Source organism: Streptomyces nogalater (assembly GCF_039532885.1).
GTDB lineage: Bacteria > Actinomycetota > Actinomycetes > Streptomycetales > Streptomycetaceae > Streptomyces > Streptomyces nogalater.
On the sequence record NZ_BAAASM010000001.1, the window covers coordinates 141810 to 166731 of the forward strand.

Genomic DNA, 24922 nt, shown 5'->3' on the forward strand with positions numbered 1-24922 from the left:
TGCGGGCTTCGCCGGCCGGGCGAGAGGAGAACAGCCGCCGTACGGCCGTACGCACACGGCAGGGCGCCCTCCCCCGGTGAGGGGAGGGCGCCCTGGTGTCGTGCCGCGTGGCCTCAGGAGGCGGACGGGCCCGGCGTGGGGCTGTCCGAGGAGGTGGACGGGTCCGGCGTGGGAATGACCGGGATGTCGACGGCGGCCTCGACCTTCAGCGGCACGGTGAGCGTCGCGCCGCCCGTGGTGGTGATGCGGAGCAGGAAGGTGCCGGTGATGTCGTCGGCGTACAGCTTGGGCAGCGTGAGCAGGCCCTTCGCGTCCGTCCGGAGGCCGGTGAGGGAGCGTACGGGCTTGCCGGCGGCGTCCTTGAAGTAGGGGCCCTTGTCGTTCGCCGTGGCGTCGGTGAGGGACTTGACCAGGGTGGCGGTGGCCGCGACCTTGTCCGCGGCGGCGCCCCGGTACGTCGCCTTCACCTGCACCTGCTCGGCGAACTCGCCGCCCGGCGTGCAGGTCGGCACGGTGGTGCCGGTACGGGTCAGGGCGTCGGCGACGCGCTCGGTGACGGTCGCCGTGTAGTCGACGCCCTTGACCTGGCGGCCCACGACGGCCGCGGTGACCTTGAAGTCGCCCGTCTTCTCCCCGGCCTGGAGCGGCGGGGCGAGCGCGACGCCCTTGGCGTCGGTGGCAACCGTCGCGACGGTCTCGCCGCCGGCGAAGGTGGCGTCGGTGTCACCGGTGAGCGTGAACCTGATCCTGACCTTGGCGACGGACTTGCCGACCTTGGTCTCGGCGCGCACCCCGATCCGCTCGGCGAAGGCGTCGCCGGCCATGGCGGTGAGCTTCCCGGTGCCGAGGCCCTGGAGGTGGTCCACGAGGTCGGTGGGCGTCTGCGGGGTCGTCGGCGGGGGCGTGGGCGGGACGGGCGGCTTCGGGGGCTTGGGCGTCTCGTTCCCGCCGTTGCCCCCGTGCTCGTTGCCGGGCTTGTGGGGCTTCGGGGCCGGCTTGGTCGTCGGCGGCTGGGTGGGCCGCGGGGACGGGACGCGGTGGGTGCCCTCGTCGCTGCGGTGCTCCGGGACGCCACCGGTGCCGTCGGGGACGGTGTGGGCGCCCTTGCGGTAGTACTCCATCCAGTTCAGGACCAGGTCGAGGTAGTCCTGCGAGTTGTTGTAGCTGAGGATCGCGCTGTGCAGGTCGGCCTCGCGGGACAGGTCCCAGTCGTTGCGGCACAGGTAGTGGCCCGCGGCGAGCGCCGCGTCGTAGATGTTGTTCGGGTCCTTCTTGCCGTCGCCGTTGCCGTCGCGGCCGGCCCAGGCCCAGGTGGACGGGATGAACTGCATGGGCCCGACGGCCTGGTCATAGCTGCTGTTGCCGTCGTACGCGCCACCGTCGGTGTCCGCTATGAGCGCGAAGCCGTTGCCGTCGAGCTGCGGTCCCAGGATCCGGCGCAGGGTGGTGCCGTCGGCGTCGACCTGACCGCCCCGGGCCTGCCCGGACTCGACGTTGCCGATGGCGGCCAGGAGTTGCCAGGGCATGTTGCAGCCGGGCTTGGTGGCGCGCAGTTCGGCCGCGGCCTTCTTGTAGGCGTCGAGGACCGTCGCCGGGATGCCCGCGTCCCCGTCGCCCCGGGAAACGGGGGTGCCGACGGGGGACGAGGGGCCGGGCGCGGGACTCTTCAGCGGCGGAAGGTCCGTGTAGTACGGCGAGTTGCCGGTCGCGCCGGCGGTACCAGTGGTGCCGGCGCTGCCGTCCGGTACGGAGTTCGTGGCGCCGGCCGCCGTGGGTCTGTTGTCCTCGCCGGCCACTCCCGGAGCCTGGGACGCGGAGAGAGCCGCGACCGCCGCCGCGGCCACGGCGGTGCCCGCCGCCCCCTTGCGCAGTCGCCTGCCGAATTGCGCCGCCATAGAGTGAACCCCTCCCGTGGACGCCCGCGCGTCCGTCTCCGTCTGCCCGCCTCGCTCTGGTGTGACGGTTGACCCGGTGCTCTGGTTGCCCCTGTTCCGCCGTGGCTGTTCCGCCGTGGCGTCCGAGCGCCGCGTGTGTCACCGTGCGCCCGGCAAGGGGACCCACGTGACCCTACGACAACTTGTCGTGATCAGGCACGGGTTGATGCCCGAAGTTCACCGGTTGGCCAATCCCGGCTGCCTCGCCGGGCCTTGAAGCGGCGTCACGCATACTGGCCGGATCCGGTCACCGGCGTCCCCCTGCGGGCCGCCGTACGCTCAGGAGGCTCTTTGCCGTTCACGCTCAGCCACGCGGCGGCCGCGCTGCCCGCGGTCCGCCGGGACGGCAGCGGGCGGGGCGGGCTGGTCCCCGCGGTCCTCGTGGCCGGCTCCTGCGCGCCCGACCTGCCCTACTACGCGGCCAACGTCCTGCCGGGCGGAATGGAGTTCGGCTCGGTCACGCACGCGTTCGCCGGAGTCGCCACGGTCGATGTGCTCCTCGCCTGGGCGCTCGCGGGGCTGTGGCTGCTGGTCCGGGAGCCGTTGCTCGCGCTGCTGCCGCGAGGGTGGCAGGGGCGGCCGGCCGCCCTGCTGCGCTGCGGGGTGCCCCGCGCGCGCGTGCGGGGCGTGTCGGTGGGCCGGTGGTACGCCTCCGCGGTGCTCGGCGCGCTGACCCATGTGGTGTGGGACGCGTTCACCCATCACGACCGGTGGGGTACGCGGCTGGTCCCGGCCGTCGGGCGGGACCGTCCGGCGGGCGTGCCGCTGTACACCTGGCTGCAGTACGGGTCGTCGGCGGCGGGCACCGTGCTGATCGTGGTGTTCGTGGCCCGGGCGCTACGACGGCTGCCCGGCGGGGTGCCCGTGGGGGTGCCGGTGCTGTCCGTGCGGGACCGGTGGTGGGCCCTCGCGGTGATCGGGGGCTGCGCGCTGGCGGGGGCGGTGCAGCGGACGGCCCACTGGCGGGAGCGGGGCGGTGCGGACGCGCGGCCGTGGGAGCTGGTGCCCACCCTGTGCTTCGGGGTGGGCGCCGGGCTGGTGCCGGGGCTGCTGGTGTACGCCGTGGGGGTCAGGGTCTGGCGTCCGGCCGCTCGTCACCGGGATCACGGGGGTCATGGCGATCACGGTGGGACGGTCGGTGCGGGCCGGGGGCGGCCGGTCGCTCGATGAGGGGTGCGACGAACACCGTGAGCTTGTGCCGGGGGCGTGCTCTGGGGATCAGGGCGAGGGCGAGGGCGAGATAGCCGCGGGCCAGGTCGGTCCACTGACGCCAGTCCGGGATGCGGGCCGGGCGGGCGGCGTGCCCGCGGCCGAGGCCCTTGGTGACGGTGCGGACGGTCGTGGCCAGATCGGGTGGGATGCGGGCGGTGCTTGCGTCGGCCGCGAGAGCCGGAACCGGCGCGGCGGGCACGGCCTGAGCCGAGGCGACACCCGCCCAGGCCCCGGCGGCTGCCTCGGGCGTCCGGCGGTGAAGCATGCGTATACCCATGCCCGCAGTGTTGCGGCTGCGGGCGGTGGGGGGCGTTTTGACGGGGGCCACGAGAGTGACGGGCCCTCCGGGGGTTTGGCCGGGTCGCCCGGGTGGGGGGCGTTTTCGGGGCGGCTTGGCGGGGTGTCCGGCTGCCGCCTCCGGGCGCGGCTGGACGGGGTGCCCCGCTGCCACCTCCCGGCGCGGCTTGGTGGGGTGTCCGGCTGCCGCCTCCGGGCGCGGCTGGACGGGGTGCCCGGCTACCGCCTCCTCCCGGTGCGGCCGGGCGGGGTGTCCGGCTGCCGCCTCCCGGTGCGGCTGGGCGGGGGCGCGGGGGTGTGCGGGCGGGGTGCGGGGGCTGTTTCAGGGTTGCGGGGATCGTTTCGGGGTGCGGGAAGGTACCGGGGTATGGGGCTGACCGAGGTGCGCTGGCCGTTTCGGGTGCGGGGTTGACCGGGGGCGCCGACTGTTTCGGGTGCGGGGCTCTGTCGTGGGCGCCGACTGTTTCGGGTCCGCGGCCCTCCCGGGGCACCGGCCGCTTCAGGTCCGGGGCCCTCCCAAGGACGCCGACTGCTTCAGGTCCGGGGCCCTCCCCGGGCACCAGCCGCTTTGGGTCCGGGGCCCTCCCGGGGACGCCGACTGCTTCAGGTCCGGGACCCTCCCCGGACACCAGCCGTTTCAGGTCCGTGGCCCTCCCGGGGCACCGGCCGCTTCAGGTCCGGGGCCCTCCCGGGGACGCCGACTGCTTCAGGTCCGGGGCCCTCCCCGGGCACCGGCCGCTTCGGGGTGGGGTGGGTTCGGCACCGCCGGTCCGCGTCGTGGGGGCTGAGCGCCGTTGCGGTGGAGGAAGGAGGGCGGAGGAAAAGAGGGGCGGTGGTGTGGCGGGCTGTCGCCCCTGTGGCGGCGGAGACGTGGTTCCCGGAGCGGAGCGTGGCGGCTCCGGTCGGTGGGGACGGTTTCTCCGCCGCCTGGCGGGGTCAGTGGGCCGCTGATTCCCAGTCCGGGCCGACGCCGACCGAGACGTCCAGGGGGGCCCTCAGGTGGACGGCGTCGGCCATCTCGCGGCGGACGATCTCCTCCGTGACCGCCCGCTCGCCGGGGGCGATCTCCAGGACGATCTCGTCGTGGACCTGGAGCAGCATCCGGGACTTCAGGTCCGCCGCCCGCAGCGCGCTGTCCACCTTGAGCATGGCGATCTTCACGATGTCCGCCGCCGTGCCCTGGATGGGCGCGTTGAGGGCCATGCGCTCGGCCGCCTCACGGCGCTGGCGGTTGTCGCTGTTGAGGTCGGGCAGGTAGCGGCGGCGGCCGAAGAGCGTCGCCGTGTAGCCCGTGGCGCGCGCCTCGTCGACCGCCCGGCGCAGATAGTCCCGCACCCCGCCGAAGCGTTCGAAGTAGGCGTCCATCAGGGCGCGGGCCTCGCCCGCGTCGACCTTCAGCTGCTGGGAGAGGCCGAACGCGGACAGTCCGTAGGCGAGGCCGTACGACATCGCCTTGATCTTGCGGCGCATCTCCGCGTCCACCGCCTGGGGCTCGACCCCGAACACCTGGGACGCGGCCGAGGTGTGCAGGTCCTCGCCGGAGGTGAACGCCTGGATCAGACCCTCGTCCTCGGAGAGGTGGGCCATCACCCGCAGCTCGATCTGGCTGTAGTCCGCGGTCATCAGGGACTCGAAGCCCTCGCCGACCACGAAGCCCCGGCGGATCGCCCGGCCCTCGTCGGCGCGCACCGGGATGTTCTGCAGGTTCGGGTCCGTGGAGGACAGGCGCCCGGTCGCGGCCACCGTCTGGTTGAACGTGGTGTGGATACGGCCGTCGCCCGCGATGGACTTGATCAGACCCTCGACGGTCACCCGGAGCTTCGCCTGCTCACGATGGCGGAGCATGATCACCGGCAGTTCGTTGTCGGTCTGGGTGGCGAGCCAGGCCAGGGCGTCGGCGTCGGTGGTGTAACCGGTCTTGGTCTTCTTCGTCTTCGGCAGCGCCAGCTCGCCGAAGAGGACCTCCTGGAGCTGCTTGGGCGAGCCCAGGTTGAACTCGCGGCCGGCGGCCGCGTGCGCCTCCTTCACGGCCTGCTGCACCGCGCCCGCGAACATCTGCTCCATCGCTTCCAGGTGCGCCCGGTCGGCGGCGATGCCGTGCCGCTCCATGCGGGCGAGCAGCGCGGAGGTGGGCAGCTCCATGTCCCGGAGCAGCTCCGCCGCGCCGACCTCCCGCAGGCGCTCCTCGAACGTCCCGCCCAGGTCCAGGACCGCGCGGGCCTGGATCATCAGCGCCTCCGCCTCGGCGCCCTCGTCCGCGCCGAAGGCCAGCTGACCGTCGGCCGCGGCGGCGGGGGTCAGCTCGCGGTGCAGGTACTCCAGGGACAGCGCGTCCAGGTCGAAGGAGCGGCGGCCGGGCTTGACCAGGTACGCGGCGAGCGCGGTGTCCATGCCGACGCCCTCGACACGCCAGCCGTGCTCGGCGAAGACCCGCATGGCGCCCTTGGCGTCGTGGAACACCTTGGGCCGGCCGGCGTCGGCCAGCCAGGCGGCGAACGCGTTCTCGTCGGCCTCGTCCAGCTCGGAGGGGTCGAACCAGGCCGCCGGTCCCCCGGCCGCGGCGAGCGCGACCTCGGCGACCGAGCCGGCGCCCAGGGCCCAGGTGTCGACGGTGGCGACGCCCAGCGGCCCGGCGCCGTGCTCGGCGAGCCAGGGGGCCAGCTCGCCGGTGCGCAGGATCCTGCCGTCGATCTCGACGCCGTCGGTGGTGACCGGGGCGGTCTCGGTCTCCTCCGTGCCGGGGTCGACGGCGAAGAGGCGCTCGCGCAGGGACGGGTTGCGGATCTCCAGGGTGTCGAGGACCATCGCCACGGCCTTGCGGTCGTAGGGGGCCCGCTCCAGGTCGGCGACCGCCTTGGGCAGCTCGACCCCGCGCTCCAGCTCGGTGAGGACGCGGTTGAGCTTGACGGACTCCAGGTGGTCCCGGAGGTTCTGGCCCGCCTTGCCCTTGACCTCGTCGACGCGTTCGACCAACTCGGCGAAGGAACCGAACTGGTTGATCCACTTCGCGGCGGTCTTCTCGCCGACGCCGGGGATGCCGGGCAGGTTGTCGGACGGGTCGCCGCGCAGGGCCGCGAAGTCCGGGTACTGGGCGGGCGTCAAGCCGTACTTCTCGAAAACCTTCTCCGGGGTGAACCGGGTCAGCTCCGAGACGCCCTTCGTGGGGTACAGCACGGTGATGTTCTCGGTGACCAGCTGGAAGGAGTCGCGGTCGCCGGTGACGATCAGCACCTCGAAGCCCTCGGCCTCGGCTTGGGTGGCGAGGGTGGCGATGACGTCGTCCGCCTCGTACCCCTCGACGGCGAAGCGCGGGGCGTGCATGGCGTCGAGCAGCTCGCCGATCAGCTCCACCTGGCCCTTGAACTCGTCCGGGGTCTTGGAGCGGTTCGCCTTGTACTCGGTGAACCGCTCGGAGCGCCAGGTCTTGCGGGAGACGTCGAAGGCCACCGCGAAGTGCGTGGGCGCCTCGTCACGCAGAGTGTTGGCCAGCATCGACGCGAAGCCGTAGATCGCGTTCGTCGGCTGGCCGGTCGCGGTCGTGAAGTTCTCCGCGGGCAGCGCGAAGAACGCGCGGTAGGCCAGCGAGTGCCCGTCCATGAGCATCAGCCGGGGACGGGTGCCGCCGGAGGTCTTGTCGGTCTGCTTCGGTGCTGTCTCTGCCACGTCACCGATCCTGCCACGAGCCACTGACAACCCGGACCGCCCGCCCGCGACGGCCGGGGGTACCCGCACGGCGGACGGCACGGCGCGGGAGGGGGCCGCCCCGGGCGGGAGACCGCCGGCCTTGTGCCGTCCCCCCGGGTAAAGCGCGGCGAAAGACACCCTCCACCGCAGGTAATGGTCCCGGCCCTCGCCCGCCCGGCCGGCCCCGGTGTCGGTGCCGCGTGGGAGGATCGGCAGCGGTACTTCTCACACGCAGTCGAAGGGGAGCGCGCGATGGCGACGAAGCCGCCCAAGGGTGATCCGGTCCAGGACGCGCCGCAGGTCGCGGAGCCGAAGCACGCGGCGGCGGGGCTGCCGGCCGTCCGGCACACGCTGCGCGTCGCCCAGCGGCAGATGGGGGTGAAGCGCACCGCGCTCACGCTGCTGCGCGTGAACCAGAAGGACGGCTTCGACTGCCCGGGCTGCGCCTGGCCCGAGCCGGACCACCGGCACACGGCCGAGTTCTGCGAGAACGGCGCCAAGGCGGTCGCCGAGGAGGCCACGCTGCGCCGGGTGACCCCCGAGTTCTTCGCCGCGCACTCCGTCGCCGACCTGTCCGCCCGCAGCGGCTACTGGCTGGGCCAGCAGGGGCGGCTCACCCACCCCGTGTACCTCCCCGAGGGCGGCACGCACTACGAGCCGGTCTCCTGGGAGCGGGCCTTCGACATCGTCGCCGAGGAGATCGCCGCCCTCGGCTCCCCGGACGAGGCCGTCTTCTACACCTCGGGCCGCACCAGCAACGAGGCCGCGTTCCTGTACCAGCTCTTCGCGCGCGAGCTGGGCACGAACAACCTGCCGGACTGCTCGAACATGTGCCACGAGTCGTCCGGGTCGGCGCTCGGCGAGACCATCGGCGTCGGCAAGGGCAGCGTCCTGCTGGAGGACCTGTACCAGGCCGATCTGATCATCGTCGCCGGCCAGAACCCGGGCACGAACCATCCGCGCATGCTCTCCGCGCTGGAGAAGGCCAAGGCGAACGGCGCGCGGATCATCAGCGTCAATCCGCTGCCCGAGGCGGGCCTGGAGCGCTTCAAGAACCCGCAGACACCCCAGGGCATGCTCCGGGGCGCGGCCCTCACCGACCTGTTCCTGCAGATCCGCATCGGCGGCGACCAGGCCCTCTTCCGGCTCCTGAACAAGCTGATCCTGCAGACGGAGGGCGCGGTCGACGAGGAGTTCGTCCGCGAGCACACCCACGGCTTCGAGGAGTTCGCGGCGGCAGCGCGGGCCGCCGACTGGGAGGAGACGCTGGCCGCGACCGGCCTCACGCGCGCGGAGATCGAGCGGGCCCTCGGCATGGTCCTGGCCTCCGAGCGGACGATCGTGTGCTGGGCCATGGGCCTCACCCAGCACAAGCACTCGGTGCCGACCATCCGGGAAGTGGTCAACTTCCTGCTGCTGCGCGGCAACATCGGCCGCCCGGGTGCGGGGGTGTGCCCGGTGCGCGGGCACAGCAACGTCCAGGGCGACCGCACCATGGGCATCTTCGAGCGGCCCGCCCCGGCCTTCCTGGACGCCCTGGGGAAGGAGTTCGGGTTCACGCCCCCGCGCGAGCACGGCTTCGACGTCGTACGGGCCATCCGCGCGCTGCGCGACGGCCGGGCGAAGGTCTTCTTCGCCATGGGCGGCAACTTCGTGTCCGCCTCGCCCGACACCGAGGTCACCGAGGCGGCGATGCGCCGGGCGCGGCTGACCGTGCATGTGTCGACCAAGCTGAACCGCTCGCACGTGGTCACGGGCGCGCGGGCACTGATCCTGCCCACCCTGGGCCGCACCGAGCGCGATGTGCGGGCCGGCGGCGAGCAGTTCGTGACGGTCGAGGACTCCATGGGCATGGTGCACGCCTCGCGCGGGCGCCTGGCCCCCGCGAGCCCGCACCTGCGGTCCGAGCCGGCCATCGTCTGCGGTCTGGCGCGCCGGGTGCTGGGCGAGCGCAGTGTCGTGCCGTGGGAGGAGTTCGCCGAGGACTACGGGGCGATCCGTGACCGCATCGCGCGCGTGATCCCCGGTTTCGAGGACTTCAACGCGCGCGTGGCCCGGCCCGGCGGCTTCGCGCTGCCGCACGCGCCGCGCGACGAACGGCGTTTCCCGACCGCCACGGGCAAGGCCAACTTCACGGCCGCGCCGGTGGAGTACCCGGCGCTGCCCGAGGGGCGGCTGCTGTTGCAGACCCTGCGCTCGCACGATCAGTACAACACCACGATCTACGGTCTGGACGACCGTTACCGGGGCATCAAGGGCGGGCGCCGGGTGGTGCTGGTGCACCCGGAGGACGCACGCGCGCTGGGGTTCGCCGAGGGGTCGTACGTCGACCTGGTGAGCGAGTGGCAGGACGGGGTGGAGCGGCGGGCGCCCGGCTTCCGGGTCGTCGCGTATCCGACGGCCCGGGGATGCGCGGCGGCGTACTACCCCGAGACGAACGTACTGGTGCCGCTGGACGCGACCGCCGACACCAGCAACACCCCGGCCAGCAAGTCCGTCGTCGTACGTCTCGAAGCCCACACCGGGGACGCGGGCCGCCCTCTGGAACAATCGGCGGCCGAGTGAGCGTTTGCTCAGCGAGCAGAACTGGTGGACGACGGACGGAGCCGGGCCCCATGGGCGAGCAGCAGCAAGTGAAGTTCCCGCAGCAGGTCATCGACGAGTACGCCGCGCTCGGCGTGGACCTGCCCGCCCTGTTCTCGGCCGGACACCTGGGCACCCGCATGGGCGTGCAGATCCTGGAGGCCTCGGCGGACAGGGTGGTCGGGACCATGCCGGTGGAGGGCAACACCCAGCCGTACGGCCTGCTGCACGGGGGCGCCTCCGCGGTGCTGGCGGAGACGCTGGGCTCGGTCGGCTCCATGCTGCACGGGGGCGTCTCGAAGATCGCGGTCGGTGTGGACCTCAACTGCACCCACCACCGCGGGGTCCGCTCCGGCCTGGTGACGGGCGTGGCCACGCCGGTGCACCGGGGCCGGTCGACGGCGACGTACGAGATCGTGATCAGCGACGAGCAGGGCCGCCGGGTCTGCTCGGCCCGCCTGACCTGCCTGCTCCGGGACGCCCGCCCGGCCGACGAGGCCCCTGCCCGGCCCACCGCGAGCTGACCCCCGCCGCCCCCGAAGGCGTCGCCCCCTCGCTCCCCCCGGCTTCGGCGCCGGGGAGCGAAAGGCGCCGGGGGCGCCGATCGCGATACACCGGGGCGCGCCGATCGCGGTACGAGGCACTGCCACCGACGACGGAATTCCCCATTCCGTCGCACATCAAGGCGGGTTCCACCCGCAAAGCCGCATCGGCGATGCGCGCGGCGAAATACGGGAAAGGCCCCCAGGAATCCCGCCCTCCCTTTTCCGGGCGTAACTCTGCGTAATGCGCGCGCAATACAGAAGCAGATCTTCACCTTGGACCCGCGCTATGCGAAGGCGGGTCCCGCATTACGCCGTGTCATAACAAGAGAGTCACAGCCTCGGCCGGACTTATTTCCACGTCCCCCGCACACGCTTAGAGTCACCGCCCATCACCGCGCCTTCGGATTTGTGAATTCAGCGCGGCGCGCGACTCTGCCGCATCCATGGGGAAGCGGTTGTGCCTGGGGAAAGGACTGATCGTGCGTCAACGTCCGCTTATCACCCTCACCGCCGCGCTGGCAGCGGGAGCGCTCACCCTCTCCGCCTGCGGCTCGCGCGGCAGCGACGGCAAGGACCCGGATTCCGGCGAGGACGGCGGCACCACCGTCGTCATCGGCGTCGACGCGCCTCTGACCGGCGATCTGTCCGCCATGGGCCTCGGCATCAAGAACTCGGTGGACCTCGCCGTCAAGAACGCCAACGAGCGGAACCTCGTCGAGGGCGTCACCTTCGAAATGGAGGCCCTCGACGACCAGGCACAGCCGTCCGCCGGTCAGCAGAACGCCTCCCGGTTCGTCTCCGAGAAGGAGGTCCTCGGCGTCGTCGGCCCGCTGAACAGCTCGGTCGCCGAGTCGATGCAGAAGGTCCTGGACGACGCCGGACTGGTCCAGGTCTCCCCGGCGAACACCGGTCCGTCCCTCACCCAGGGCCCGAAGTGGCAGACCGAGAAGGTTCGTCAGTACAAGGCCTACTTCCGCACGGCGACCACGGACGCGATCCAGGGCCCGTTCGCCGCCCGGTACCTCTTCGGCACGGCCAAGAAGAAGAAGGTCTTCGTCATCGACGACAAGAAGACCTACGGCTCCGGTCTCGCCGCCACCTTCACCGCGGAGTTCAAGAAGCTCGGCGGCGAGGTGGTCGGCACCGAGCACATCAACCCCGACGCCAAGGACTTCTCCGCGGTCGCCACCAAGGTGAAGAACTCGGGCGCCGAAGTCGTCTACTACGGCGGCGAATACCCGCAGGCCGGTCCGCTCGGCAAACAGATCAAGGCCGCCGGCGCCAAGATTCCGCTAGTCGGCGGCGACGGCGTCAAGGACGACACCTATATGAAGCTGGCGGGCCCCGAGAGCACCGGCGACCTCACCACCTCCGTCGGCGCCCCGGTCGAGGACCTGCCCTCCGCCGAGCGGTTCGTCGCCGGCTACAAGGCCGCCGGTTACAGGGACGGCTATTCCGCCTACGGCGCCTACGCCTACGACTCCGCCCAGGCGATCATCGAGGCCGTGAAGAAGGTCGTCGAGGCCCATGGCGGCACGCTCCCCGCCGACGCCCGCGCGAAGGTCACCGCGGCCATGCAGAACGTGTCCTTCGACGGCGTGACCGGCAAGGTCTCCTTCGACCGGTACGGCGACGCCACCAACAAGCAGCTGACCGTGTACGCCGTGAAGAACGGCGCCTGGGTCCCCGTCAAGTCCGGTACCTACACCGGCTGAGCCCGCCCCCGAACCACTCGCGAGCCGCGCGGGGCGCTCCTCCACCGGCGCCCCGCGCACACTCGCAGCCGGCCACATCCCTCGCATTTTCCGAACGCTCGGAGGACATGCGGTGAACGAACTGCCGCAGCAGCTGGTCAACGGCCTGCTCCTGGGAGCCATGTACGGGCTGGTCGCCATCGGCTACACCATGGTCTACGGCATCGTCCAGCTCATCAACTTCGCCCACGGCGAGATATTCATGACGGGAGCCTTCGGCGCCCTCACCGTCTGGCTCTGGCTCCCCGGCGGGACCACCCTGTGGATCGCCCTGCCGCTGATGATCGCGGGCGCCGTCGGCGTCGCGGTCGCCGTCGCCGTCGGGGCGGAACGATTCGCCTATCGGCCCCTGCGCGGCGCCCCCCGCCTCGCGCCCCTCATCACCGCCATCGGTCTCTCCCTCGCGCTCCAGCAGGCGGTATGGGCCTGGTACCCGGAGGCGAAGTCCGCGCGCACCTTCCCGCAGATCCCCGGCGGCCCCTTCGAGACCGGCGGCGTCACCATCCAGACCGGCGACGTCTTCCTCGTCGTGGCGGCCCCCCTCTCCATGGCGGTCCTCGGCTACTTCGTGCTGAAGACCCGCACCGGCCGCGGCATGCAGGCCACCGCCCAGGACCCGGACACCGCCGAGCTGATGGGCGTCGACACCGACCGCATCATCGTCATCGCGTTCGCGCTCGGCGCCGCGTTCGCCGCCGTCGGCGCCGTCGCCTACGGCCTGAAGTACGGCGAGATCAACTTCCGGATGGGCTTCATCCTCGGTTTCAAGGCGTTCACCGCGGCCGTCCTCGGCGGCATCGGCAACATCTACGGAGCCATGATCGGCGGCGTGGTCCTCGGCGTCGCCGAGACCCTGGCCACCGCCTACATCGCCGACATCCCCGGCATGGACGAGTTCGGCAGCCAGTCCTGGGCCGACGTCTGGGCCTTCGTACTCCTCATCCTCGTACTGCTGTTCAGGCCGCAGGGCCTGCTCGGCGAGCGCGTCGCGGACAGGGCGTGAGACCGATGACCACACAGACCACCGCGCCCGAAACCCCCGGCGCCCGCGAGGCCGACGCCCCCTCGGGCCTGCTGCCCCTGCCGGAGCGGGCCGCCCGCGCCCTCGCCCTCGGCGGCAGCGCGCTCACGGCCCTCTCCACCTTCCTCGCCTGGACCTGGACCGCCGCCTTCCCCGGCGACCTCACCGTCTACGGCTACCCCGGCGGCCTGCAGGTCCTCGTCCTCGCCGGCGCGCTCCTCGCCACCCTCCTCGCCCTGGCCTCCTACCGCCCCAAGGGCCTGCGATGGCTGGTACCCGCCGGAGCGGACCCGGCCCTGCGGCTCGCCACCCTGGCCACCTTCGCCACCAGCTGGTACACCGTCCTCGCGATCAGCACCCGCCTCGGCGGCCTCGTCAACCTCGAACCCGGCGGCTTCCTCGTCGCCGTGGCCGCCCTCGCCGCCCTCGCCGGCGCCCTGGCCCTCCCCTTCCACCGGCCCGCGCCCGACCCCGCCGACCCCGACGACACCGGCTGGACGAAGACCAGGCACGGCCTCGCGCACACCTGGGCGACCGCCAAGGCCGCCTTCACCGCCGACACCCCCCGGCCCGTGCCCGCGCTGCCCTCCTGCGCCGAGATCCTGATCATCGTCGGCATCCTCGCGCTCGGCCTGGCCGTCTTCACCTACGGCATCGGCACCGAGTACGACGAACAGTTCACCGGCTTCCTGATCACCGCGGGCCTCGGCTTCGCCGCCCTCGGCAAGGCCGGTCTCGTCGCCCACGCCGCGCAGATCACCGCCCGGCACCGGAACACCACCCTCTGCGGCGCCTTCGTCGCGGCGGCGCTGTTCCCCTTCACCCAGACCGACGACCAGTACGCCACCCTCGGCGTCTACATCCTGGTCTTCGCCACCGTCGCCCTCGGCCTGAACATCGTCGTCGGCCTCGCCGGCCTGCTCGACCTCGGATACGTCGCCTTCCTCGGCGTCGGCGCCTACGCGGCCGCCCTGGTCTCCGGCTCCCCCGGCTCACCGTTCGGCGTGCACGTCCCGTTCTGGGCCGCCGTACTCGCCGGCGCCGCCGCCTCGCTGGTCTTCGGCGTGCTGATCGGCGCCCCGACCCTGCGGCTGCGCGGCGACTACCTCGCCATCGTCACCCTCGGCTTCGGCGAGATCTTCCGCATCACCGCCAACAACCTCGACGGCACCTCCGGACCCGACATCACCAACGGCTCCAACGGCGTCTCGGCCATCCCCGACCTGGACGTCCTCGGCTTCGACTTCGGCGCCCGGCACCACCTGGGCGGCTTCGCCATCGGCCGGTTCGCCAACTACTTCTTCCTGATGCTGATCATCACCGCCGTCGTGGTGCTGGTCTTCCGCCGCAGCGGCGACTCCCGCATCGGACGCGCCTGGGTGGCCATCCGCGAGGACGAGACCGCCGCGCTCGCCATGGGCATCAACGGCTTCCGGGTCAAGCTCACCGCCTTCGCCGTCGGCGCCTGCCTCGCCGGACTCGCCGGCACCGTCCAGGCCCACGTCACCTACACCGTCACCCCCGAGCAGTACCTCTTCGCCGGTCCCATCCCGCCCAACTCCGCCTTCCTGCTCGCCGCGGTCGTCCTCGGCGGCATGGGCACCATCAGCGGCCCCCTGATCGGCGCCGCCCTGCTGTTCCTGATCCCGAACAAACTCCAGTTCCTCGGCGACTACCAGCTCTTCGCCTTCGGCGTAGCGCTCATCCTTCTCATGCGGTTCCGCCCCGAGGGCCTCATCCCCAACCGGCGCCGCCGGCTCGAATTCCACCAGGACACACCCGCACCCACCCACCTCACGAAGGCGGGGGCCTGACCGCCATGACCACCGACACCACCCGGGGCACCAGCCGCGCAGCCGCCACCCCCGGCGAGACCGTCCTCGACGCCCGCGGCGTCACCATGCGCTTCGGCGGCCTGACCGCCGTACGCGGCGTCGACCTCACCGTGGGCAGCGGCGAGATCGTCGGCCTCATCGGACCCAACGGCGCCGGCAAGACCACCTTCTTCAACTGCCTGACCGGCCTCTACGTCCCCACCGAAGGCGAGGTCCGGTACCGGGGCACCGTCCTGCCGCCCACCTCCTTCAAGGTCACCGCGGCCGGCATCGCGCGCACCTTCCAGAACATCCGGCTGTTCGCCGACATGACCGTCCTGGAGAACGTACTCGTCGGCCGGCACACCCGCACCAAGGAGGGCTTCTGGTCCGCCGTACTGCGCGGCCCCCGCTTCCACCGCGCCGAACAGGCCTCCCGGGAAAGGGCCATGGAACTCCTGGAGTTCGTCGGCCTCACCCCCAAGGCCGACCACCTCGCCCGCAACCTGCCCTACGGCGAGCAGCGCACGCTGGAGATCGCGCGCGCCCTGGCCAGCGAGCCCGGACTGCTGCTGCTCGACGAGCCGACCGCCGGCATGAACCCGCAGGAGACCCGCACCACCGAGGGACTCGTCCGCGCCATCCGGGGCACGGGGGTCGCCGTCCTCGTCATCGAGCACGACATGCGCTTCATCTTCACCCTGTGCGACCGCGTGGCCGTCCTCGTGCAGGGCGAGAAGCTGATCGAGGGCGACAGCGCGACCGTCCAGGGCGACGAACGGGTGATCGCGGCCTACCTCGGCGAGCCCTTCGAGAACGCGCCCGGCAAGGAGGACGACCGATGACCGCGCTGCTCGAAGTCGAGGACCTCCGCGTCGCCTACGGCAGGATCCAGGCCGTCAAGGGCATCTCCTTCACGGTCGAGGCCGGACAGGTGGTCACCCTCGTCGGCACCAACGGCGCCGGCAAGACCACCACCCTGCGCACCCTGTCCGGGCTGCTGAAACCGGCCGGCGGCCAGATCCGGTTCGACGGCAGACCGCTGAAGAAGATCCCGGCCCACCAGGTGGTCTCCCTCGGCCTCGCCCACTCCCCCGAGGGCCGGCACATCTTCCCGCGCATGACCATCGAGGACAATCTGCGTCTCGGCGCGTTCCTGCGGAACGACAAACCGGGCATCGAACAGGACATCCAGCGCGCCTACGGCCTCTTCCCCGTCCTCGGCGAGCGCCGCAAGCAGGCCGCCGGCACCCTCTCCGGCGGCGAGCAGCAGATGCTGGCGATGGGCAGGGCGCTGATGTCCCGGCCGAAGCTGCTGATGCTGGACGAGCCGTCCATGGGCCTGTCACCAATCATGATGCGGAAGATCATGGCGACGATCGCCGAGCTGAGGGCGCGGGGCACCACGATCCTGCTGGTCGAGCAGAACGCCCGGGCGGCGCTCTCGCTCGCCGACCGGGGCCATGTCATGGAGACCGGCACCATCGTGCTGTCCGGGACCGGCCGGGACCTGCTGCACGACGAGTCGGTACGCAAGGCCTACCTGGGCGAGGACTGACCCTGCGGGCGGATACGACGAGGCCCGCGCCCCTTCGCCGGGGCGCGGGCCGGTGCCGTACCGGGGGCGCTCAGCCCTTCTTGGCGGCCTTCTTCTCCTCGTTGTCCGCGATGACCGCCTCGGCGACCTGCTGCATCGACATGCGGCGGTCCATGGAGGTCTTCTGGATCCAGCGGAAGGCGGCCGGCTCGGTCAGGCCGTACTCGGTCTGCAGGATGGACTTCGCCCGGTCGACCAGCTTGCGGGTCTCCAGCCGCTGGCTGAGGTCGGCGACCTCCTTCTCCAGCTGCTTCAGCTCGGCGAACCGGGAGACGGCCATCTCGATCGCCGGGACGACGTCGCTCTTGCTGAAGGGCTTGACCAGGTAGGCCATGGCACCGGCGTCCCGGGCGCGCTCGACGAGGTCGCGCTGGGAGAAGGCGGTGAGCATCAGCACGGGCGCGATGGACTCCTCGGCGATCTTCTCGGCCGCGGAGATGCCGTCGAGCTTGGGCATCTTCACGTCCAGGATGACCAGGTCGGGCTTGTGCTCGCGGGCCAGCTCGACGGCCTGCTCACCGTCTCCGGCCTCGCCCACGACGGTGTAGCCCTCCTCCTGAAGCATCTCCTTCAGGTCGAGCCGGATCAGGGCCTCGTCCTCGGCGATGACGACACGGGTCGTCAGCGGAGGCACGTGCGACTTGTCGTCGTCGGTCACGTCTACGGGCTGGGGCGACTCGGGGGCGGTCACTGAGGCTCCTTGGTCCAGGGCAGGCTGGTACTGCTCCTCAAGAGCCTACCTAGCAGCGGCGGCGTACGATGACCCGGTACACTCTCCGCAGTGCCTGCCGGGTTGGTGGAACGGCATACACGGAGGTCTCAAACACCTCTGCCTGAAAGGGCTTGCGGGTTCGAATCCCGCACCCGGCACAACTCGAAGCGGAGGCTCACGTGCGCGTGATTCTCCGCTTTTCGTCATGTGTGGGCGCGCTCACTCACTCTGGGTGTCCGCATGAACTTCCGTAGCACTGATGTGCGGCCGTCGCCCCGCATCACTTCGGGCTGTCGTCCTCGCCGATGTGGTGGACCCGGACCATGTTGGTGGCGCCGGAGACGCCGGGCGGGGAGCCCGCGGTGATCACCACGATGTCGCCCTTGCGGCAGCGGCCGTATTTCAGGAGCAGTTCGTCGACCTGGTCGACCATGGCGTCCGTGGAGTCCACGTGCGGGCCGAGGAAGGTCTCGGTGCCCCAGGTGAGGCTGAGCTGGGAGCGGGTGGCCGGCTCGGGGGTGAAGGCGAGCAGCGGGATCGGTGAGCGGTAGCGGGAGAGCCGGCGGGCGGTGTCCCCGGACTGGGTGAACGCGACCAGGAACCTCGCGCCGAGGAAGTCGCCCATGTCGGCGGCGGCCCGGGCGACCGCGCCGCCCTGCGTGCGCGGCTTGCTCCGTTCGGTCAGCGGCGGCAGCCCCTTGGCCAGCATGTCCTCCTCGGCCGCCGCGACGATCTTCGCCATGGTGCGCACGGTCTCGACCGGGTACTTGCCGACGCTGGTCTCACCGGAGAGCATCACCGCGTCCGTGCCGTCCAGGACCGCGTTGGCCACGTCAGAGGCCTCGGCGCGGGTGGGCCGGGAGTTCTCGATCATGGACTCCAGCATCTGGGTGGCGACGATCACCGGCTTGGCGTTGCGCCGGGCGAGCGCGATGGCGCGCTTCTGGACGATCGGCACCTGCTCCAGCGGCATCTCCACACCCAGGTCGCCGCGCGCGACCATCAGCCCGTCGAAGGCGGCCACGATGCCGTCGAGGTTCCGCACCGCCTGCGGCTTCTCGATCTTGGCGATGACCGGGAGGCGGCGGTCTTCCTCGGCCATGATCCGGTGGACGTCCACGGCGTCGTCGCCGCTGCGTACGAAGGAGAGGGCGACCAGGTCGAAGCCGGTGCGCAGCGCCCAGCGCAGATCGTCCTCGTCCTTCTTGGACAGGGCGGGGACGGAGACGGCCACGCCGGGGAGGTTCAGTCCCTTGTGGTCGGAGACGACACCGCCTTCGATCACCCGGGTGTGCACGCGGGGGCCGTCGACCTCGGTGACCTCCAGGCACACCTTGCCGTCGTCCACGAGGACGCGCTCGCCGGGGGTGACGTCGGCGGCGAGGCCGGCGTAGGTGGTGCCGCACCGGTGGCGGTCGCCCTCGACGCCGTCCTCCACGGTGATGGTGAAGGTGTCGCCGCGTTCAAGGAGTACCGGTCCTTCGGCGAAGCGGCCGAGCCGGATCTTCGGGCCCTGAAGGTCGGCGAGGATGCCCACGCTGCGGCCGGTTTCGTCGGCCGCCTTGCGCACTCGCCGGTACCGCTCCTCGTGCTCGGCGTGCGTGCCGTGGCTGAGGTTGAACCGGGCGACGTCCATTCCGGCCTCGACCAGTGCCTTGATCCGGTCGTACGAGTCGGTGGCGGGCCCCAGTGTGCAGACGATTTTTGCTCGGCGCATGGGTCGAGCCTATGGCTTACCCGCGGGTAGAGAGTTGGCGCCGCATGACTACTCAACGGCCTTTTGGCGAAGGGTTTTTGACAAGTGTTGAAGTGTGCGGGCGCCCGCTCCGATGAGCGGATGCGGTGTGGCCGGGGGGCGGCGAGCGGGGCCCGGCGGCGGACGGGTCACCAGATCGCAACCTTCCGGACCTGTTGCCGTAGGTCATGCCCAGGTCAGAATCTACGCGCGTTGTCCAGATCGTCGAGGAGACCGAGAGATGCCGTTGAACCGCCGGAAGTTCCTGAAGAAGTCCGCCGCCACCGGAGCGGGTGTGGCGATCGCCGGCGCGGCGGCGGCCCCGGCGGCCGAGGCGGCGCAGGACCACCGGCCCGGGAAGCCCGGGCACCCCGTGAAGCGGTACTCGCTGACCGTCATGGGCACCACCGACCTGCACGGTCACATCTTCAACTGGGACTACTTCAAGGACGCGGAGTACTCCGACAAGGCGGGCAACGCGATGGGCCTCGCCCGGATCGCCACCCTGGTGAAGCAGGTGCGCGAGGAGAAGGGCGCGCGCAACACCCTGCTGCTGGACGCCGGCGACACCATCCAGGGCACCCCGCTGACCTACTACTACGCCAAGGTGGACCCGATCACCGCCGAGGGCGGGCCGGTGCATCCGATGGCGGCGGCGATGAACGCGATCGGGTACGACGCCGCAGCCCTCGGCAACCACGAGTTCAACTACGGCATCGAGACGCTGCGGAAGTTCGAGGACCAGCTCGACTTCCCGCTGCTCGGCGCCAACGCGGTGGACGCCAGGACGCTGCGGCCGGCCTTCCCGCCGTACTTCATGAAGACCTTCCACGTGCCCGGCGCCAAGCCGGTCAAGGTCGCCGTCCTCGGTCTGACCAACCCGGGCATCGCGATCTGGGACAAGGCCTATGTGCAGGGGAAGCTGGCGTTCCCGGGGCTGGAGGAGCAGGCCGCGAAGTGGGTGCCGAAGCTGAGGTCGATGGGCGCGGACGTGGTCGTGGTCTCGGCCCACTCGGGCACCTCGGGCACCTCGTCGTACGGCGACCAGGTGCCGTACGTGGAGAACGCGGCGGCCGAGGTGGCCCGGCGGGTGCCGGGGATCGACGCGATCCTGGTCGGTCACGCGCACGTGGAGATCCCGGAGCTGAAGGTCGTCAACGACAAGACCGGCAGGACCGTCGTGCTGTCGGAGCCGCTGTGCTACGCCGAGCGACTCAGCCTCTTCGACATCGGGCTGGTGTTCCGCAAGGGCCGCTGGGAGGTCGAGTCGGTCTCCGCGTCGCTGCGCGACTCCAGCACCGTCGCCGACGACCCGGAGATCACCGGGCTGCTCGCCGACGAGCACAAGAAGGTCGTCACGTACGTCAACCAGGTCGTCGGCCGCGCCACCGAGACCCTGACCACGGTCGAGGCCCGCTACAAGGACGCCCCGGTCATCGACCTGATCACCAAGGTCCAGGAGGACGTGGTCAAGGCGGCGCTCGCGGGCACCGAGTACGCCTCGCTGCCGGTGCTCGCCCAGGCCTCGCCGTTCTCCCGGACGTCTCAGATCCCGGCCGGCGATGTGACGATCCGGGACCTGTCGAGCCTGTACGTCTACGACAACACGCTGGTCGCCAAGTTGCTGACGGGTGCCCAGCTGCGCGCCTACCTGGAGTACTCGGCGGAGTACTACGTCCAGACGGCCCCCGGTGCCGCGGTCGACGTGGAGAAGCTGACCAACGCCGGTGGGCGTCCGGACTACAACTACGACTACGTCTCGGGTCTGTCGTACGACATCGACATCGCCCGGCCGGCCGGGTCGCGGATCAGGAACCTGACCTTCGGCGGGGCCCCGCTGGACGACACGCAGCGGTTCGTGCTCGCGGTGAACAACTACCGTGCCAACGGCGGCGGTGCCTTCCCGCACGTCGCCGCCGCCAAGGAGCTGTGGTCGGAGTCGACGGAGATCCGCACCCGGATCGCGGAGTGGGTGACCGCGAAGGGGGTGCTGGACCCGAAGGACTTCGCGTCGGTGGACTGGAAGCTGGTGCGGGACGGCACGCCGGTGTTCTAGGAATCCCGCTGTTCCAAGGGCCCCGCGGTTCCAAGGGCCCCGCCGTTCCGGGGCTCCCGCCTTCCGCAGGTTGCGGCCGGTCCCCGTTCGGTGGGTGTCCGGGGGCCGGGCCGGTCAGGGGCCGTCGACGAGCGGGGTGAGCCGCTTGGGCTGCCGGGCCCCTGGTACCCGGTCCGCCGGGTCGTCGAGGCCGAAGGAGGTGAAGGCGGTTCGGGCGGGCAGCGGGTACGACTCCTTGCCGGTGAGCGAGTTGAGGATGGTGGCGCTGCGCCAGGCGGCGAGGCCGAGGTCGGGGGCGCCGACGCCGTGGGTGTGCAGCTCGGCGTTCTGGACGTAGACCGAGCCGGTGACCGAGGGGTCGAGAACGAGGCGGAACTCCTCGTCCACGCGCGGGCGTTCGCTGCTGTCGCGGCGGACGTAGGGGTCGAGTCCGGCGAGGAGCCGGCCGAGGGGGCGTTCGCGGTAGCCCGTGGCGAGGACGACGGCGTCGGTGGTGAGCCGGGAGCGGCTGCCCTGCTGGAGGTGTTCCAGGTGCAGTTCGATGGTGCTGGTGGCGATCCGGCCGGCGGTGCGGACGCGGACGCCGGGGGTGAGGACGGCGTCGGGCCAGCCGCCGCCCAGGGTGCGCCGGTACAGCTCGTCGTGGATGGCGGCGAGGGTGTCGGCGTCGATGCCCTTGTACAGCTGCCACTGGGCGGCGATCAGCCGGTCACGGACGGGTTCGGCGAGGGCGTGGAAGTAGCGGGTGTAGTCGGGTGTGAAGTGTTCCAGGCCCAGCTTGGAGTACTCCATGGGGGCGAACGCTTCGGTACGGCCGATCCAGTGCAGCCGTTCCCTCCCGGCCGGGCGGTGCCGCAGCAGGTCGAGGAAGACCTCGGCGCCGGACTGTCCGGAGCCGACTACGGTGACGTGTCCGGCGGCGAGGACAAAGTCGCGGTGGTCGAGATAGTCGGCGGCGTGCAGGACGGGCACGCCGGGGGCGTCCACCAGGGGCTGGAGGGGGTCGGGCACGTAGGGGGCGGTGCCGATGCCGAGGACGATGTTGCGGGTGTACGTGCGGCCCAGGGCCTCGGCCTCGCCCTCGGTGCCGAGCTGGGTGAAGTCGACCTCGAAGACGTCCCGTTCGGGGTTCCAGCGGACGGCGTCGACCTGGTGGCGAAAGCGCAGTCCGGGCAGTTGCTGGGCGACCCAGCGGCAGTAGGCGTCGTACTCGGCGCGCTGGATGTGGAAGCGCTCGGCGAAGTAGAACGGGAAGAGGCGTTCGCGGTTCCTGAGGTAGCTGAGGAAGCTCCAGGGGCTGGTGGGGTCGGCGAGGGTGACGAGGTCGGCGAGGAACGGCACCTGGAGGGTGGCGCCCTCGATGAGCAGCCCGGGGTGCCAGTCGAATCCGGGCCGCTGTTCGTAGAAGACGGCGTCGAGTTCGGCGAGCGGGTGGGCGAGGGCGGCGAGGGAGAGGTTGCAGGGGCCGATGCCGATGCCGACGAGGTCGCGTGGGGAGGTCGGCTCGTGGCGTGGGGGGTGGGTCATCCGGGGGTGTTTCCTTCGACGAGTTCGAGCAGGCGGGCCAGGTCGTCCGGCCGGCTCCGGGGGTTGAGGACGGTGGCCTTGAGCCAGAGCCGGCCGTCGAGCCGGGCCCGGCCGAGCACGGCCCGGCCTTCGTGCAGCAGGGCGCGGCGGACGGCGGCCACGGTGTCGTCGTCGGCCGCGGTGGGGCGGAACAGGACGGTGCTGATGACGGGCCGGTCGTACAGCTCGAAGCCGGGGTGTGCGCCGATCAGGTCGGCGAACTCGCGGGCTCGGGCGCAGACCTGGTCGACCAGGGCGCCGAGGCCGGCGCGGCCCAGCGTTCTGAGGGTGACGGCGATCTTCAGGATGTCGGGGCGGCGGGTGGTGCGCGGGGAGCGGCCGAGCAGGTCGGGGAGGCCGGCGTCGGTGTCGTCGGCGGCGTTCAGATAGTCCGCGCGCTGGTGGAGGGTGGCCAGCTCGTCCGGGCGGGCCACGGCGAGCAGGCCGGCGGCGGCCGGCTGCCAGCCGAGTTTGTGCAGGTCGAGGGTGACGGTGTGGGCGGCGTCGAGCCCGGTGAGGCGGCCGCGGTGCCGGTCGCTGAACAGCAGGCCGCCGCCGTAGGCCGCGTCGATGTGCAGCCGGGCGCCGTGGGCGGCGCACAGGGCGGCGATCTCGGGCAGCGGGTCGATGAGGCCGGCGTCGGTGGTGCCGGCGGTGGCGGCGACCAGCAGGGGGCCGGGGAGCGTGGTGAGGGCTTCGGCGAGGGCGGCCGGGTCCAGGGTGCCGCGGGGTGCCGGGAGGACGACCGGGGCGGGCAGGCCGAGCAGCCAGGCGGCGCGCGGCAGCGAGTGGTGGGCGCCGGCGCAGCAGACGAGGCGCACGCCGCTGCCGTGCGCCTCGCGGGCGAGCAGCAGGGCGAGTTGGTTGGACTCGGTGCCGCCGGTGGTGACGAGGGCGTCGGCGAGGCCGGCCGTGCGGGCGAGGGCGCGGGTGACCGCGGCTTCCAGGGCGGAGGCGGCCGGGGCCTGGTCCCAGGAGTCCAGGGAGGGGTTGAGGGCGCTCGCGGCGAGGTCGGCGGCGGTGGCCACGGCGAGCGGAGGGCAGTGCAGGTGGGCGGCGCACAGCGGGTCGGCGGGGTCGGCGGCGCCCGCGGCGAGGGCCCGCACGAGGTCGTACAGGGCGTCGGGGTCGCCGGTCTCCGGCAGGGGGTCGCCGAGGGCGGTGGCGACGCGCGCGGTGACGGCGTCGGGTCCGCCGGCGGGCAGCGGGCCGCCGCGCTCGGCGGCACCGGCCGCGAGCGCGTCGAGCACGGTGGCGAGGAGGGGCCGCAGGGCCTCGGGGCCGCCGGGGCCCGAGGCGAGCGGCGGCGCGCTCAGGGCCGCTTGTGCGGTCATGGGCTCTCCTCCGGGGCACGGGAACGCCGGGCGGGCCTGCCGGGCCCGGGCGGGTGGCGTGTGGGTGGAGTGCCAGCTTGTACCGGAGGAGAGCCCTGTGTCCCGAAAGTCCGGCGAACGGAACCCGAAAGTGTGTACTGCCGTGCCCGCGAGGGACCGGTCGGTCAGGGCCGGAAGTCCGCGGCGTGGTCGCGGGCCCAGCGGTCGAAGGCGCGGGCCGGGGTGCCGGTGAGCTCTTCCACGGTGCCGGTGATCTCCGGGGGTGTGCCGACGGTCTGCGCGACGCTGTCCAGCAGCCGGCCGAGCATTCCCGGCGGTACGTGCGGGAACAGGTCCGGGCCCGCCTCGGCCGGGTCGACCTCCACGAACGTCAGCTTCCTGCCGAGTGCGTCGCCGATGGCGGCGACCTGTTCGGCGTTGCCGATGGCCGCGGGTCCGGTCAGCCGGTGCACGGCGCCCTCGTGGCCGTCGTCGAGCAGGACGCGTTCGGCGACGGCGGCGATGTCGTCCTCGTGGATGGGCGCGGAGAGCGCGCCGGCGTAGACGCCGCGGACGGTGTCGCCGCCCGCGCGGATCTGCGGGGCGTACTGGAGGGCGTTGGTGGCGAAGCCGTTGGGCCGCAGGAAGGTCCAGGCGAGGCCGCTGTCGCGGATGTGCTGCTCGGCGGTGGCGTGCATGACGTGGATGGGGTGGGTCTCGTCGGCGCCCTCCTGGACGAGGCCGCTGGAGAGCAGGACGGCGTGCCGTACGCCGTGTTCGCGGGCGGCCGCCAGCAGCGGGGCGGTGACGGCCTGGACGTACAGGAAGACGTGGGTGGCCCCGGCGAACAGGGCGGCGGGGTCGTCCGGGCGGAACGCCACCACCTCGGCCCGCCCGGGCAGGCCGGCCCGAGCGGGGTCGCGGGTCAGGGCCCGGACGGGCCGCCCCGCGGCGAGGAGTCGGTCGACGAGGGCGCGGCCGACGTTGCCGGTCGCGCCGGTGACTACGATCACGGTGCTGCCTCCAGGGCTCGGACGATCACACTGTCCGCCCGAGCCTAGGAAGCGCGGCCCGTGGGCCGCATCGTCGGCAGGGACCA

General features: G+C 72.1%; 16 protein-coding genes and 1 tRNA gene. 10 read left to right on the forward strand and 7 right to left on the reverse strand.

Annotated elements, in window-relative coordinates; genetic code table 11:
- Window positions 1–113 precede the first annotated feature (113 nt).
- A complete protein-coding gene (locus tag ABD350_RS00680; RefSeq protein WP_344345326.1) occupies window positions 114–1895 on the reverse strand; it encodes a lytic transglycosylase domain-containing protein in 1782 nt (593 codons plus the stop codon).
- 330 nt (window positions 1896–2225) lie between these two features.
- On the opposite strand from ABD350_RS00680, the gene ABD350_RS00685 reads away from it, so the two are divergent.
- A complete protein-coding gene (locus ABD350_RS00685) occupies window positions 2226–3104 on the forward strand; it encodes a DUF4184 family protein (protein WP_344345327.1) in 879 nt (292 codons plus the stop codon).
- Window positions 3105–4379: 1275 nt separating this feature from the next.
- On the opposite strand, the gene polA is transcribed toward ABD350_RS00685, so the two are convergent.
- Entirely contained in the window at window positions 4380–7106 is a 2727-nt protein-coding gene (polA, locus tag ABD350_RS00690) for a DNA polymerase I (protein WP_344345329.1), read from the reverse strand.
- Between the two features lie 273 nt (window positions 7107–7379).
- Between polA and ABD350_RS00695 the strand changes: the two genes are divergently transcribed.
- The 7 genes from ABD350_RS00695 (at window position 7380) to ABD350_RS00725 (ending at window position 16402) form a co-directional block, all read left to right on the forward strand.
- Window positions 7380–9692 (forward strand): FdhF/YdeP family oxidoreductase, encoded by a 2313-nt coding sequence (locus tag ABD350_RS00695; RefSeq protein ID WP_344345330.1) that lies wholly within the window; start codon window positions 7380–7382, stop codon window positions 9690–9692.
- 50 nt (window positions 9693–9742) lie between these two features.
- On the forward strand, window positions 9743–10234 hold the full coding sequence (locus ABD350_RS00700; protein WP_344345332.1) for a hotdog fold thioesterase: 492 nt from the start codon (window positions 9743–9745) through the stop codon (window positions 10232–10234).
- A 500-nt stretch (window positions 10235–10734) separates the two neighbouring features.
- Window positions 10735–11970 carry a branched-chain amino acid ABC transporter substrate-binding protein gene (locus ABD350_RS00705; RefSeq protein WP_344345333.1) on the forward strand — a complete coding sequence of 412 codons (1236 nt, stop codon included), beginning with the start codon at window positions 10735–10737 and terminating at the stop codon, window positions 11968–11970.
- 112 nt (window positions 11971–12082) lie between these two features.
- Window positions 12083–13012, forward strand: a complete 930-nt coding sequence (locus ABD350_RS00710; RefSeq protein WP_344345334.1) for a branched-chain amino acid ABC transporter permease — start codon at window positions 12083–12085, stop codon at window positions 13010–13012.
- Between the two features lie 5 nt (window positions 13013–13017).
- Window positions 13018–14844: a branched-chain amino acid ABC transporter permease gene (locus ABD350_RS00715; protein ID WP_344345336.1), complete on the forward strand. Its 1827-nt coding sequence runs from the start codon at window positions 13018–13020 to the stop codon at window positions 14842–14844.
- Between the two features lie 5 nt (window positions 14845–14849).
- The gene (locus tag ABD350_RS00720) at window positions 14850–15689 is read left to right on the forward strand and encodes an ABC transporter ATP-binding protein (protein ID WP_344345337.1); all 840 of its coding nucleotides are present in this window, start codon (window positions 14850–14852) and stop codon (window positions 15687–15689) included.
- On the forward strand, window positions 15686–16402 hold the full coding sequence (locus ABD350_RS00725; protein WP_344345339.1) for an ABC transporter ATP-binding protein: 717 nt from the start codon (window positions 15686–15688) through the stop codon (window positions 16400–16402). Before ABD350_RS00720 ends, ABD350_RS00725 begins: the two co-directional genes overlap by 4 nt.
- Window positions 16403–16472: 70 nt before the next feature.
- On the opposite strand, the gene ABD350_RS00730 is transcribed toward ABD350_RS00725, so the two are convergent.
- The gene (locus ABD350_RS00730; protein WP_344345340.1) at window positions 16473–17132 is read right to left on the reverse strand and encodes an ANTAR domain-containing response regulator; all 660 of its coding nucleotides are present in this window, start codon (window positions 17130–17132) and stop codon (window positions 16473–16475) included.
- Window positions 17133–17228: 96 nt separating this feature from the next.
- On the opposite strand from ABD350_RS00730, the gene ABD350_RS00735 reads away from it, so the two are divergent.
- Window positions 17229–17311 (forward strand) — tRNA-Leu (locus tag ABD350_RS00735).
- A gap of 122 nt (window positions 17312–17433) precedes the next feature.
- On the opposite strand, the gene pyk is transcribed toward ABD350_RS00735, so the two are convergent.
- Entirely contained in the window at window positions 17434–18870 is a 1437-nt protein-coding gene (gene pyk / locus ABD350_RS00740; RefSeq protein ID WP_344345341.1) for a pyruvate kinase, read from the reverse strand.
- A 259-nt stretch (window positions 18871–19129) separates the two neighbouring features.
- Here pyk and ABD350_RS00745 point away from each other — a divergent pair, with 259 nt between their 5' ends.
- Window positions 19130–20944: a bifunctional metallophosphatase/5'-nucleotidase gene (locus ABD350_RS00745; RefSeq protein WP_344345343.1), complete on the forward strand. Its 1815-nt coding sequence runs from the start codon at window positions 19130–19132 to the stop codon at window positions 20942–20944.
- 114 nt (window positions 20945–21058) lie between these two features.
- Here ABD350_RS00745 and ABD350_RS00750 read toward each other — a convergent pair whose 3' ends face one another.
- The 3 genes from ABD350_RS00750 to ABD350_RS00760 form a co-directional block, all read right to left on the reverse strand.
- Window positions 21059–22471, reverse strand: a complete 1413-nt coding sequence (locus ABD350_RS00750) for a lysine N(6)-hydroxylase/L-ornithine N(5)-oxygenase family protein (RefSeq protein ID WP_344345345.1) — start codon at window positions 22469–22471, stop codon at window positions 21059–21061.
- Window positions 22468–23844: a pyridoxal phosphate-dependent decarboxylase family protein gene (locus tag ABD350_RS00755; RefSeq protein WP_344345347.1), complete on the reverse strand. Its 1377-nt coding sequence runs from the start codon at window positions 23842–23844 to the stop codon at window positions 22468–22470. The genes ABD350_RS00750 and ABD350_RS00755 overlap by 4 nt, the downstream gene beginning before the upstream one ends.
- 164 nt (window positions 23845–24008) lie before the next feature.
- Window positions 24009–24836 (reverse strand): NAD(P)H-binding protein, encoded by an 828-nt coding sequence (locus tag ABD350_RS00760; RefSeq protein ID WP_344345349.1) that lies wholly within the window; start codon window positions 24834–24836, stop codon window positions 24009–24011.
- Window positions 24837–24922 lie beyond the last annotated feature (86 nt).